This window comes from Mesorhizobium sp. YC-39 (assembly GCF_025753795.1).
GTDB lineage: Bacteria > Pseudomonadota > Alphaproteobacteria > Rhizobiales > Rhizobiaceae > Mesorhizobium.
Genome location: NZ_JAOWPS010000016.1, coordinates 1 through 12419, shown reverse-complemented (window position 1 = coordinate 12419; position 12419 = coordinate 1). Strand labels below are relative to the sequence as shown.

The following is a 12419-nucleotide window of genomic DNA, read 5'->3' as shown; positions in this document are numbered from 1 at the left end:
TGCGCTTGCACGGGCTTTTGTCTGGACACCTGGCGCGAACGCATTACCTCTCGGATCGAACTGAACCGAGATTGAAGGAAGCTAGATGTTTGAATCCCTTCAGGAGCGCCTTGGCTCCATCCTGAACGGCCTGACAGGCCGCGGAGCGCTGTCCGAGGCGGATGTCTCGGCGGCACTTCGCGAGGTGCGCCGCGCGCTGCTCGAGGCAGACGTGGCGCTGGAAGTGGTGCGTTCCTTCACCGACAAGGTGCGCGAGAAGGCTGTCGGCGCCGCCGTGGTCAAGTCGATCAAGCCCGGCCAGATGGTCGTCAAGATCGTCCACGATGAGCTGGTCGAGATGCTCGGCGCCGAAGGCGTCGCCATCGACCTCAATGCGCCGGCCCCCGTCGTCATCATGATGGTCGGCCTGCAGGGCTCCGGCAAGACGACGACCTCGGCCAAGATCGCCAAGCGGCTTTCCGAGCGCCAGAACAAGAAAGTCCTGATGGCCTCGCTCGACACGCGGCGCCCCGCCGCGCAGGAGCAGCTCCGCCAGCTCGGCGAGCAGGTCAAGGTGGCGACACTGCCTGTTGTCGCCGGCCAGAACCCGGTCGACATCGCGCGGCGCGCCGTGCAGGCGGCCAAGCTCGGCGGTCATGATGTGGTCATCCTCGACACCGCCGGCCGCACCCATATCGACGAGCCGCTGATGGTCGAGATGGCCGACATCAAGAAGGTGTCGTCGCCGCACGAAATCCTGCTGGTCGCCGATTCGCTGACCGGCCAGGACGCCGTCAATCTGGCCAAGAGCTTCGATGAGCGCGTCGGCATCACCGGCCTGGTGCTCACCCGCATGGACGGCGACGGCCGCGGCGGTGCGGCGCTTTCGATGCGTGCCGTCACCGGCAAGCCGATCAAGCTGATCGGCACCGGCGAAAAGATGGACGGGCTGGAGGAATTCCATCCCAAGCGCATCGCCGACCGCATCCTTGGCATGGGCGACATCGTCAGCCTCGTCGAAAAGGCCGCCGAAAACATCGACGCCGAACAGGCGGCGGCGATGGCCAAGAAGATGCAGTCGGGCAAGTTCGACTTGAACGACCTTGCCAGCCAGCTTCAGCAAATGTCGAAGATGGGCGGCATGGGCGGTATCATGGGCATGATGCCGGGCATGGGCAAGATGAAGGACCAGATGGCCGCCGCCGGTCTCGACGACAAGATGTTCGGCCGCCAGCTCGCCATCATCTCGTCGATGACCAAGGCCGAGCGCGCTAATCCCGATATTCTCAAGCACTCGCGCAAGAAGCGCATCGCCGCCGGCTCCGGCACCGATGCGGCCGAGATCAACAAGCTGCTCAAGATGCATCGCGGCATGGCCGACATGATGAAGGCGATGGGCGGCAAGGGTAAAGGCGGCGGCCTCATGCGCGGCATGATGGGCGGCCTCGCCCAGAAGATGGGTCTCGGCGGCATGATGCCCGGTATGGGAGGCCCGGGCGGCATGGGTGGCGGCATGCCGGACCTGTCGAAGATGGACCCCAAGCAGCTCGAAGCCTTGCAGAAGCAAGCGCAAGCCGCTGGTCTCGGCGGTATGAAGGGCCTGCCCGGCTCACTGCCCGGTGGCGGCGGACTGCCCGGTCTGCCCGGCGGCATGAAACTTCCGGGACTTCCCGGCCTGGGCGGCGGCGGACTGCCCGGCCTTGGCAAGAAGAAGTGAGAATGCAATGAACGAAGAGAAGGACATGGCCGAAGCACGGACGATTCTGGCCGGCTACCGCGCCTCGATCGACAACATCGACGCGGCCCTCATCCACATGCTGGCCGAACGCTTCCGCTGCACCAAGGCGGTCGGCGTGCTGAAGGCGGAGCATGGCCTGCCGCCGGCCGATCCGGCGCGCGAGCAGCAGCAGATCGCCCGCCTTCGCCAGTTGGCGAAGGACGCCCATCTCGACCCGGATTTCGCGGAGAAATTCCTCAACTTCGTCGTCCGCGAAGTCATCAGACACCACGAACAGATCGCCGCTACCAACGGCGTGACGAAAACCGGCTGAGGACCCGGTGCATGTCGCCCAAAAGTGCGCAGCGGTTTTGGGACAACGACATGCACAAAACACAAACCGTAAACCGACTAACGAATCAGAGCTTTTAGGAGAAAAGAAATGCCATTGAAGATCAGACTGGCCCGTGCGGGCTCGAAGAAGCGTCCCTATTATCACGTCGTCGTCGCCGACGCCCGCTCGCCGCGCGACGGCCGGTTCATCGAGTCGCTCGGCTCGTGGAACCCGCTGCTGCCGAAGGACGGCGAACGCGTCAAGGTCGACGCCGACCGCGTCAAGCACTGGCTCTCGCACGGCGCCCAGCCGACCGACCGCGTGCTGCGCTTCCTCGACGAGGCCGGCCTCGCCAAGCGCGAAGCCCGCTCCAACCCGAAGAAGGCCGAGCCCGGCAAGAAGGCGCAGGAACGCGCCGCCCTTTTGAAGAAGGCGCAGGAAGATGCCGCCGCCGCTGTTGCAGCCGCTGCGGCCGCACCGGCCGAGGCGGAAGCCGCCACCGCGGAATAAATCGCTTTACCCCTGTGGTAGCAAACGGCGGGCCTGTGCCCGCCGTTTTGCTATTTTGTCGGAATTCCGAGATCGCCGGGTCAATAGCCCTGCGGACAACGGGCAACGTAGACGCGCCCGTAGCGGTCCCGGTAGCGGCACTGGCCGCTTTCACTGGCGCGGCCGATCAGCGCGCCGGCGACGGCACCGACAGCTCCACCGACGACAGCTCCCTCCACCGGATCCCCTGCCACGGCAGCACCTATCGCCGCGCCACCCAGTCCACCGACCGCCGCACCCTTCTCTGTCTGCGAGCAGGCACCGAGCGGTATCACCAGGGCCAGCAAAAGCATCGTCTTTTTCATTTGTCGTTCCTCCCGAAGGCCAAATATCTCCACCCCGCCTTGTGCCGATAACGCATGGCTGTGGGATTTGATCCGCTTGGAGGAGTAACGGCGCTTGAGCCAAACCCTATTTTTCGGCGGCGCTCTTCAGATTGGCGAGGCCGGTCTCGAAATCCTTGCCGACCATCCTGTCCATGTTGATGAATATGCCCATCAGTTTGGCGATGAAGGGATAGCGGCCGTGCATGGCCCAGGTGACGGCGGTGTTGTTGCCGGCCGGAACCAAGGTGAAGTCGACCGTATTGTTCGCCTTGAACGGCTTCTCGAAGTCGAGCTTCAGCGCGACCAGGGACGACGGCACCGATTTGGTGATCTCCATCCGTCCGGCGCCGGCCTTGCCATTGCCTTCCCAGGCATAGGCGGCGCCCTTGCCGCTGTCGGCGCCGGACAGCGTCCGCTTCATGTCCGGATCGAGCTTTTCGTAAGGTGACCAGACGGTCCAGCGCTTGAAATCGTTGATCAGCGGAAAGATCGCCTCGGGCGGCGCCTTGATGCTGGCCGAACGGCTGACGGTGAAATTGTCCGGCTTCATCGCGGCATAGATGAGCAATGCGGCGATCAGCACGACCAGGATGATAAGGACGGTGGTAAGCATCTTCTTCTCCCTTGTTTGCGCTTATCGGCTGAACGGCATCAGTGCGCGCACCCTTGGGTCGCGCAGATACAGGCCGCCCCACAGTATGATGCCGAGATAGACACCGAACAGAGTGTGCGACAATAGCGGGCTGCCGACCCGCATATTGGTGGCGATGGCGCCGCCGAGATAGGCGGTGAGCAGGATGGCGCCGAGCACCGAGGTGCGCGGCAGGGCGTAGAGGGCTGTCGAGATCAGCACGATGACGCCGAGCATGCGCGCGACGTTTGCGTCGGCCGGCCAGCCAAGCGGCACCATTGTCTGCGTAACCACATCGAGCGGCGGCAGCTTGATGACGCCGTCGAAGATCATGAACAGCACGATGATGGCGCTGAGCACGCGGCCGGTCCACAGCGCACGCGACGACACGGATGTCGATTGAGCAATGGTCATAGGTGTTCCCTCCGTTGTTTCGGGCACTGGCCTCGTTCGCCAGGTTCGAAGCAAGGACGCGGCACCAGGCGGCGATCCGACACGGTACGGGAACTTTTTCGCCAAGCGCAGCGATGACCCACGGACCGTAACCGCCGGGGACTATCGGCATCCATCCAGCGCGGATATGCATTCTGCATGCCCGCCAAGGGCGTCAGTCGGAGGATGGCAATGAGCGGCGAGACCGATCTGAAGAAACTTCTGGCGACGATGACGCCGCAATTGCTTGCCGGCATCCATGTCTTCGTCACCGTGCCGCCCGCTGTGCCGGTTCCCGGCGGGCTCGATCCGGTGATGCTGTTTCGCGAGCGCGAGGGCACGACGCTGATCGTGCTCGAGGATCAGGCAAGGGCGGCCGGCCTGGACGGCGTTTTCCCGAGCCGCATGATCACGCTGAACATCCATTCGTCACTGGAAGCCGTCGGCTTCCTCGCTGCCATCACCACACGGCTGGCCAGCGCCGGCATGGGCGTCAATCCGGTCTCGGCCTTCTACCACGATCATCTGTTCGTGCCGGCCGACCGGGCGGAAGAGGCGATGGCGATGTTGGAAAAGCTGGCGGAGGAGAGCCGGAGGTGATGCCGGCCAATGCGACTACCTGAAACGCCGGTGCCGCCCCTCATCGGCCTGCCCGTCCTCCGCAGCAGCTGCGCTGCAGCTGCGGAGGGTGGACCGGCACCTTCTCCCCCGTAAACGGGGAGAAGGGAGCATCCGGCCGAAGGCCAGGCCCGCGACCGCGGGCCGCCGGTCGTCCGGCGCGCCCGCGCAGGGCCCCGCCGCGGCAGCGGCGATACGGCCCGTGAGCGAAAACTAAGCCGCCTTCTTCTTCGGCTGGATAAGCCCCCGCTCAACCAGCAGCTCGGCGATCTGCACGGCGTTGAGCGCCGCGCCCTTGCGCAGATTGTCGGAGACGATCCACATCGACAAGCCGTTGTCGATGGTGGAGTCCTCGCGGATGCGCGAGATGAAGGTGGCGTCCTCGCCGGCCGATTCCAGCGGCGTGATGTAGCCGCCGTCCTCGCGCTTGTCCAAGACCTGGCAGCCCGGCGCGTCGCGCAGGATATCGCGCGCCTCGTCGGCGGTGATCGGCTTTTCAAACTCGATGTTGACCGCCTCCGAATGGCCGATGAACACCGGCACGCGCACGCAGGTCGCCGTCAGCTTGATCTTGGGGTCGAGCATCTTCTTGGTCTCGGCGACCATCTTCCACTCTTCCTTGGTGAAGCCGTCGTCGAGGAAGACGTCGATATGCGGGATGACGTTGAAGGCGATGCGCTTGGTGAACTTCTTGACGTCGACGGTATCGGCGACGAACACGGCCCGCGTCTGCGTGAACAGCTCGTCCATGCCTTCCTTGCCGGCACCCGACACCGACTGATAGGTGGCGACGACGACGCGCTTGATGGTGGCGAAATCATGCAGCGGCTTCAGCGCCACGACGAGCTGCGCCGTCGAGCAGTTCGGGTTGGCGATGATGTTCTTGCGCGTGAACAGCGAGATCGCGTCCGGGTTCACTTCCGGCACGATCAGCGGCACGTCCTGGTCGTAGCGGAAGGCCGACGAATTATCGATAACGACGCAGCCCTGCTTGCCGATCTTCGGCGACCATTCCTTCGACACATTGCCGCCGGCCGACATGATGCAGATGTCGGTGTCGGAGAAGTCGTAGCTGTCCAGCGCCCTGACCTTCAGCGTGCGGTCGCCGAAGGACACTTCCGTGCCCTGGCTGCGCCGCGAGGCCAGCGCCACAACTTCGCTCACCGGAAAGCCGCGCTCTTCCAGTATGTTGAGCATTTCCCGGCCCACATTGCCCGTGGCGCCGACGATCGCAACCTTGAAACTCATAAAGTTCTCCTGTCCCTCTCCGCTTTGGTTTTGGAGAAAACCCGCCGGCCGATGCGGGTTTCAACCCCCGGGCCGGACCCGGGAGAGGGTGGTTAGGCCAAGGGAATCACACCGTTTTGGTGGTGGTTTTGGCCATGGTTTTGCTGGAACGGGATGACGCGCCAATGCGCCCGGCCCAATGGTGTACATTGTGGCTGGAGATGTCGAATGCAAGGAGCGCCATCAAAAGGCCGCGCATCGAAACTGTCCCGTTTGGAGCCGGCTTTTACGCGGTTTGTGCAAAGAGTCAATCGCAACGAGGCGCCACACTTGCCCTGTACAATGGCTGCCGCGCGAAGTACGTACGGCAAGATCGTCTGGCTCGTGGCGCTGATAGCGCGCCCGCCGACGGATGACCCATTGCCGGGCATAAAAAGAATCCGAATTCCGAAAGAGCGAGATGTCCAATTTCGAAGGTATCGTTCCTGCGCTGGCAGCGGCGCTGGAAAAACGCGGCTATGCCGAGCTGACGCCGGTACAGAAGGCTGTCTTGGCGCCCGAGCTCGGTCAAGCCGACGCACTGGTTTCGGCGCAGACCGGCTCCGGCAAGACCGTCGCTTTCGGTCTTGCCATGGCGCCGACACTTCTCGGCGGCGTGGAGCGCTTTACCCACGCCGCAGCACCCCTGGCGCTGGCCGTGGCACCGACGCGCGAGCTCGCCCTGCAAGTAACGCGCGAGCTGGAATGGCTTTACGAGCTGACTGGCGCAGCGATAGCGTCCTGCGTCGGCGGCATGGACATGCGCACCGAGCGGCGCGCGCTGGAGCGCGGCGCCCATATCGTCGTCGGCACGCCCGGACGCTTGCGCGACCACATCGCCCGGCACTCGCTCGACATGTCGGCGCTGAAGGCGGTGGTGCTCGACGAGGCCGACGAGATGCTCGACCTTGGCTTTCGCGAGGATCTGGAATTCATCCTCGACGCCGCTCCAGCCGAGCGCCGCACCTTGATGTTTTCGGCCACCGTGCCGCGCTCCATCGCCACTTTGGCCCAGGGCTACCAGCGCAATGCCGTGCGCATCTCGGCCGCTGGCGAGGAAAAGCAGCATCTCGATATCGAATACCGGGCGCTGAGCGTCGCCCCGGCCGACCGGGAGAACGCCATCATCAACGTGCTGCGCTATTACGAGGCGAAGAACGCGCTGGTGTTCTGCAACACCCGCGCCGCCGTCAACCATTTGACCGCGCGCTTCAACAACCGCAATTTCTCGGTCGTGGCACTGTCCGGCGAGCTCAGCCAAAACGAGCGCAGCCACGCGCTGCAGGCGATGCGCGACGGCCGCGCCAAAGTCTGCATCGCCACCGACGTGGCGGCGCGCGGCATCGACCTGCCCAATCTCGAACTGGTTGTTCATGCCGACCTGCCGACCAACCCGGAGACGCTCCTGCACCGCAGCGGGCGCACGGGCCGGGCGGGACGGAAAGGCGTCAGCGCGCTGATCGTGCCCAACAGCGCCCGCCGGCGCACCGAACGCTTGCTGCAAAGTGCCGGCCTCAAGGCGACTTGGGCGAGTCCGCCCTCGGCCGACGACGTGCTCAGGCGCGACGACGAGCGCATCCTTGCCGACCCGGCCTTCGAAGAACCGGTGAATGAAGACGAGCGCGGCTTCGTCGACACGCTTCTCGAAAAACATGGCGCCGAACGGGTGGCGGCCGCTTTCGTGCGGATGTGCCGCTCCAGCCGTTCGGCGCCCGAGGATCTTTTGGACGTCGCACCGTTCACGCCGTCGGGCGAAAAATTTGCACGCCGCGATGAGCAGCCCAGTCGCCGGGACGATTTCGGCGCCAGTGTCTGGTTCTCGCTGTCCGTCGGACGCCGGCAGAATGCCGAGCCGCGCTGGCTGATCCCGATGCTGTGTCGCACCGGCGGCATCACCAAGCGCGAGATCGGCGCCATCAAGATGCAGCCGGAGGAAACCTTCGTGCAGATATCAGCCGATTGGGCCGACCGCTTCCTTGCCGCGATCGGGCCAGACCGCAAGCTGCAGAACAACATCGTGGTGAAGCGGCTGGAAGGCACTCCCGATTTGTCGCGGGCCGGCTACCAGCCGCCGAGGCCTGACAAGAAGCCGCATCGCGGCAAGGGAGCGTTCGATCCGAACGCGCCGAAGCCGAAATTCGAGAAGCGCGCGGCGCCGGCCGGGCAGCGCGACGCCGGTGCCTCCGAGGCAAAACCCTGGGCGAAGAAGGCGGGCAAACCGAAATTCGAGACCAGCGGATCGCCGAAACACAAGAAATCGAAGAAGCGGCCGGCTTAACGACGATTTGGATAGGCTGGAAGCCGATGGACAGCGAACGTCACCTTCCCGCGGCGGATCGCAAACCTTGGAGATTGGCCGAAACATCCCTCCCTTCGTCATGAGAGCCCCGGCCACAAATCGTAGACCTTGGCAGTTGCACCCCTTGCGATCCGCCGCAACTCTAGACAGTCTGGGCGAGACGCGAATGGGGGTGGGCAAGCATGCGCGGCGAGGTTCTTCACTATGACGAGACCCAGGGCTTCGGTTTCATCACTGGAGCCGATGGCAATCGCTACAGTTTCGCGCGCGAGAATCTGCGCCGTGAGACGTCGATGGCCAAGGGCGCGCTCGTTGAGTTCCAGCCGGGTGGCGGCCGGGCGCGCGATGTCTTTTCGATTGATGCCAAGGCAGCCGATGCTCCTGCTACTGCAACCGCCGCGCCCTCTCAAACCGGCAATGCGCCCGAAACATCCAAGCCACAACAGTTCGGCCGATCCGCCGACAACGAGCCTGCGGCAACCACCGGATTATGGGATTATTTCTGGCGCGGTCTGACCGAGAATTACTTCAACTTCGCCGGCCGCGCCCGCCGCAAGGAATATTGGGGCTATTTCCTGTTCTGGACGATCGCGCTGCTGGTGATTGGCGGCATCGGCGTCTTCATCGACGACACCATGGCCAATCTCGACGAATTGCCGGCCGTGACGATCGGCCTTTGCGGCCTCTTCCTGCTGGCGACAGTCCTGCCGTGGCTCGGACTCAACGTGCGTCGCCTGCACGATATCGGCCTGACCGGCTGGCTCGTCCTGCTTGTCTTGATCCCGACCTTCGGCAGCCTGATCATCCTGATCTTTGCGCTGATCCCGACTCAAGGCCGGGAAAACCAGTGGGGCCCGGTGCCGACGGGCGTCAGGGTTTAGCCTGCGCCTTGCCCAGCATCCGCGCCTGGAGCTCAATCATGCATGTCTTGCGTGCATATTGCAATCATGAACAACCTTGGATAGTATGGAACCGGGAATTTTTTGGGGGCAAAGCAATGCGCGGGACGGTATTCCACTACGACGAGGATCAGGATTACGGCTACATCAACGGAGTGGATGGTAAGCGCTATATCTTCGCGCGTGCGGACCTGAGTCAGGACATCGCGCTGCTCAGGGGCACGGTGGTCGAGTTCCGGGCGGACGACGGGACGGCGCATGACATCGTCGCCGCAACGGCGCCAAGACGCGATCCGTCGCAGCGGCCTACCCGTTCCGCCGAACGTCGGCCGGCCCCATCTATGGGCTTGTGGGCTTATTTCCTGCGAGCTCTGGGCGACGACTACCGCAATTTCACCGGCCGGGCCTGCCGTAAGGAGTTTTGGGCGTTCTATCTCTGGCTCTACATTGTGCTCGTGGCGCTGTTCGGTTTCGGCATTCTGCTCAACCTGGCAATAAGCGGTTTCGACGACGGTCCAAGGACCTCGATCGGGTACGTTCCTGCCCTGCTTTTCGTGCTGGTAGCAATTCTGCCGTCGATCGCAGTCGTCGTGCGGCGTCTGCACGACATCGGGCTGACCGGCTGGCTTGTCTTGCTGTGCTACACTCCGGCTTTGGGGGCCGTGGCCTTTCTCATCTTCGGGCTTCTTCCCTCCCAATTCGAGGAGAACCAGTGGGGGCCTGTACCAGCCGGCGTCAGGGTTTCGCCGAAATCTTCTCCAGCGCCTCGCCCGACAGTCTGAGGAAGATCTTCTGCCCGTGGCGCTCCGCGCCAAGTCGCTCGTAGAAGCGCAGCGCGCCTTCGTTCCAGTCTTCGGTGGTCAGGTCGATGCGGCCGACGCCTTGGCTGAGGCAATGGCTGGCGAGAAAGCCAATCAGCGCCCGGCCGACGCCTTCATTGCGGGTGTTCTCGCGCACGAACAGATCCTTCAGGAACAGCAACCGCTCGAGATCGATGCCGGGATGCGCGATGGCCACCGAAGCCAAGCCTGACACCTTGCCATCGACGAAGGCGAGCGCGAAATGCGGATAGGCCGGGCTTTCCTCGCCAAGCCATTTGCGCGCTGCCGATAAAGCCCGATCGGTATCGAGCGGCGGCTGGCGGTAATGCACCGCCATCTCGCAAAACATGAGGGCAAGCGCCGCCGCATCCGCAGTCGTCGCCCAGCGGACGTCGACTGCCATGGAATCAGCCCAGGAACCTGGCGATGATCGCGTCGCCCATCTGGACGGTGCCGACTTCGGTCATCCCCTCGGACAGGATGTCCTTGGTGCGCAACCCGTCGTCGAGCACGGCGGCGATTGCGGCTTCGAGCTTGTCGGCCTCGGCCACCATGCCGAAGGAATAGCGCAGGCACATGGCGAAGGAGGCGATCATGGCGATCGGGTTGGCGATACCCTTGCCGGCGATGTCGGGCGCCGAGCCATGCACCGGCTCGTAAAGCGCCTTGCGCTTCTTGGTCTTCACGTCAGGCGCGCCGAGCGAGGCCGAAGGCAGCATGCCGATCGAGCCGGTCAGCATGGCGGCGATGTCGGAGAGCATGTCGCCGAACAGATTGTCGGTGACGATGACGTCGAACTGTTTCGGCCAGCGCACCAGCTGCATGCCGCCGGCATCGGCCAGCATGTGGTCGAGCTTGACGTCGGCATATCTGGCCTTGTGGGTCTGGGTGACGACCTCGTTCCACAGCACGCCGGATTTCATGACGTTGCGCTTCTCCATCGAGGTGACATGGTTCTTGCGCGTGCGCGCCAGCTCGAAGGCGACGCCGGAAATGCGCTCGATCTCGAACGTGTCGTAGACCTGGGTGTCGATGCCGCGCTTCTGGCCGTTGCCGAGGTCGATGATCTGCTTCGGCTCGCCGAAATAGACGCCGCCGGTGAGTTCGCGCACGATCAATATATCGAGCCCCTCGACCACCTCCTGCTTGAGCGAGGAGGATGCGGCCAGTGCCGGATAGCAGATGGCCGGCCTGAGATTGGCGAACAGCTCCATGTCCTTGCGCAGCCGCAGCAGCCCGGCTTCGGGGCGTACCTCGTAAGCCACCTTGTCCCATTTCGGCCCGCCGACGGCGCCGAACAGCACCGCGTCGGCCGCCATCGCCTTTTCCATGTCGGCATCGGAGATCGCCGCGCCATGCGCGTCATAGGCGCAGCCGCCGACCAGGCCCTCGTCGGTGGTAAAACCGCTGCCGAGCTTGTCGTTCATGGCTGATATCAACTTCTTCACTTCGGCCATGGCCTCGGGGCCGATACCGTCGCCGGCAAGCAGGAGAAGATTTTTCGAAGCCATGGCGAACCGTCCCAATGCTGTTTGGAGAAACCGCGGCCTTGCTAAACGGCAAGCAGGCTGTGCGCAAGGGGATGAAGAACGCTGCGACGCCCTTCTGAGCTGTCGGCCTTGCGGGGCTTGAGGTTCCTCGCCCCCGCCAGAGGCGGGGGAGAGGAACCCAAGCTGGAATAACGTCCCGCAAGAAGCCGCCTACTGATGCGAGAGAATATTGACCAGCCTGCCGAACGGATCGCGCACAAAGAATCGCCGTACGCCCCAGGGCTCGTCGACCGGTCCGTATTCGATGGCGAAGCCGGCGGTCTTCATCGCTTTGAGCGCCGCGTCGACATCGTCGACTTCGATCGACAGATCCGGCACCGGCGTGCCGGAGCCGCCCTCGGCCATGAAGCTGACCTGCACGGTCATTGTCTCTTGCGAGCCATAGGTGGCGATCCAGCCAAGATCCATCTTGAGATCGAGGCCGAGCACATCCTGATAGAAGCGCTTGGCCGCCGCAATGTCCTGCGTGTCTATGTTTGCAACGATGCGCCGGACTTTCATCGGGCCGCCCGCCGCAGCGCCGTGACTTCGATCTCGATCTTCATTTCCGGTTTGTTGAGCTGGCAGACGATCATCGTCGCCGCCGGCCTGATCTCGCCAAAAGCCTCGCCGAGGATCGGGAAGACGACATCCACGAAAGCCCGGTCGGTGATGTAATAATGCGCCCGCACCACATCGGCCATCTCGAAACCGCCATCCCGCAACGCCTTGGCGATGGTCGCCAGGCAATTACGCGTCTGCGCCTCGACCGTCTCCGGCATCGTCATGGAGGCATAGTCGTAGCCAGTGGTTCCGGAGACGAAACACCAGTCGCCCTGCACCACGGCGCGCGAATAGCCGGCGGTTTTTTCGAAGGGCGAACCGGTGGAGATGAGTTTGCGCATGGTGCGGCCTCGTTGGGTTGCTGGCATCCTGAAGGTATAGGGTCCGCCCGGCCATGGGCCAGAGGCAACCGATTGTTGTTAAGGACTGAGGCGCCGACTTTGGAGATTGGCCGA

The 12419-nt window shown here is 63.7% G+C and carries 16 protein-coding genes; 7 read left to right on the top strand and 9 right to left on the bottom strand.

Features of this window, described 5'->3' with window-relative positions; all coding sequences use genetic code 11:
• Positions 1-85: 85 nt before the first annotated feature.
• The 3 genes from ffh (at position 86) to rpsP (ending at position 2540) form a co-directional block, all read left to right on the top strand.
• The gene (gene ffh, locus OHD62_RS34555; protein WP_097575297.1) at positions 86-1696 is read left to right on the top strand and encodes a signal recognition particle protein; all 1611 of its coding nucleotides are present in this window, start codon (positions 86-88) and stop codon (positions 1694-1696) included.
• Positions 1697-1703: 7 nt separating this feature from the next.
• Positions 1704-2030 carry a chorismate mutase gene (locus OHD62_RS34550; protein ID WP_263792103.1) on the top strand — a complete coding sequence of 109 codons (327 nt, stop codon included), beginning with the start codon at positions 1704-1706 and terminating at the stop codon, positions 2028-2030.
• Between the two features lie 108 nt (positions 2031-2138).
• On the top strand, positions 2139-2540 hold the full coding sequence (rpsP, locus tag OHD62_RS34545; protein WP_263792100.1) for a 30S ribosomal protein S16: 402 nt from the start codon (positions 2139-2141) through the stop codon (positions 2538-2540).
• An 80-nt stretch (positions 2541-2620) separates the two neighbouring features.
• Here rpsP and OHD62_RS34540 read toward each other — a convergent pair whose 3' ends face one another.
• From OHD62_RS34540 to OHD62_RS34530, 3 genes are all read right to left on the bottom strand, one after another.
• Complete coding sequence (locus OHD62_RS34540) at positions 2621-2884, bottom strand: YMGG-like glycine zipper-containing protein (protein ID WP_263792098.1); 264 nt, start codon at positions 2882-2884, stop codon at positions 2621-2623.
• Positions 2885-2990: 106 nt separating this feature from the next.
• Positions 2991-3518 (bottom strand): SRPBCC family protein, encoded by a 528-nt coding sequence (locus OHD62_RS34535; RefSeq protein ID WP_263792096.1) that lies wholly within the window; start codon positions 3516-3518, stop codon positions 2991-2993.
• A 21-nt stretch (positions 3519-3539) separates the two neighbouring features.
• Positions 3540-3950, bottom strand: a complete 411-nt coding sequence (locus OHD62_RS34530; RefSeq protein WP_263792094.1) for a DoxX family protein — start codon at positions 3948-3950, stop codon at positions 3540-3542.
• 210 nt (positions 3951-4160) lie between these two features.
• On the opposite strand from OHD62_RS34530, the gene OHD62_RS34525 reads away from it, so the two are divergent.
• Positions 4161-4568, top strand: a complete 408-nt coding sequence (locus OHD62_RS34525; RefSeq protein ID WP_263792091.1) for an ACT domain-containing protein — start codon at positions 4161-4163, stop codon at positions 4566-4568.
• 231 nt (positions 4569-4799) lie between these two features.
• Here the strand turns inward: OHD62_RS34525 and OHD62_RS34520 are convergent, their stop codons facing one another.
• Positions 4800-5834, bottom strand: coding sequence for an aspartate-semialdehyde dehydrogenase (locus tag OHD62_RS34520; protein ID WP_263792089.1), 1035 nt, complete (start codon positions 5832-5834; stop codon positions 4800-4802).
• A gap of 106 nt (positions 5835-5940) precedes the next feature.
• Positions 5941-6072: a hypothetical protein gene (locus OHD62_RS34515; protein WP_263792088.1), complete on the bottom strand. Its 132-nt coding sequence runs from the start codon at positions 6070-6072 to the stop codon at positions 5941-5943.
• Positions 6073-6273: 201 nt separating this feature from the next.
• Between OHD62_RS34515 and OHD62_RS34510 the strand changes: the two genes are divergently transcribed.
• The 3 genes from OHD62_RS34510 to OHD62_RS34500 all read left to right on the top strand — a co-directional run bounded on the left by OHD62_RS34510 (position 6274) and on the right by OHD62_RS34500 (position 9832).
• On the top strand, positions 6274-8130 hold the full coding sequence (locus OHD62_RS34510; RefSeq protein WP_263792086.1) for a DEAD/DEAH box helicase: 1857 nt from the start codon (positions 6274-6276) through the stop codon (positions 8128-8130).
• A gap of 203 nt (positions 8131-8333) precedes the next feature.
• Positions 8334-9032 (top strand): DUF805 domain-containing protein, encoded by a 699-nt coding sequence (locus OHD62_RS34505; RefSeq protein WP_263792084.1) that lies wholly within the window; start codon positions 8334-8336, stop codon positions 9030-9032.
• A gap of 38 nt (positions 9033-9070) precedes the next feature.
• Complete coding sequence (locus OHD62_RS34500) at positions 9071-9832, top strand: DUF805 domain-containing protein (RefSeq protein WP_263792082.1); 762 nt, start codon at positions 9071-9073, stop codon at positions 9830-9832.
• On the opposite strand, the gene OHD62_RS34495 is transcribed toward OHD62_RS34500, so the two are convergent.
• The 4 genes from OHD62_RS34495 to OHD62_RS34480 form a co-directional block, all read right to left on the bottom strand.
• The gene (locus OHD62_RS34495) at positions 9786-10274 is read right to left on the bottom strand and encodes a GNAT family N-acetyltransferase (protein WP_263792079.1); all 489 of its coding nucleotides are present in this window, start codon (positions 10272-10274) and stop codon (positions 9786-9788) included. The two genes, OHD62_RS34500 and OHD62_RS34495, sit on opposite strands and share 47 nt — an antisense overlap.
• 4 nt (positions 10275-10278) lie before the next feature.
• Positions 10279-11382 carry a 3-isopropylmalate dehydrogenase gene (gene leuB, locus OHD62_RS34490; RefSeq protein WP_263792078.1) on the bottom strand — a complete coding sequence of 368 codons (1104 nt, stop codon included), beginning with the start codon at positions 11380-11382 and terminating at the stop codon, positions 10279-10281.
• Between the two features lie 189 nt (positions 11383-11571).
• A complete protein-coding gene (locus tag OHD62_RS34485) occupies positions 11572-11922 on the bottom strand; it encodes a VOC family protein (protein ID WP_263792077.1) in 351 nt (116 codons plus the stop codon).
• Positions 11919-12305 carry a RidA family protein gene (locus OHD62_RS34480; RefSeq protein ID WP_263792076.1) on the bottom strand — a complete coding sequence of 129 codons (387 nt, stop codon included), beginning with the start codon at positions 12303-12305 and terminating at the stop codon, positions 11919-11921. The genes OHD62_RS34485 and OHD62_RS34480 overlap by 4 nt, the downstream gene beginning before the upstream one ends.
• Positions 12306-12419 lie beyond the last annotated feature (114 nt).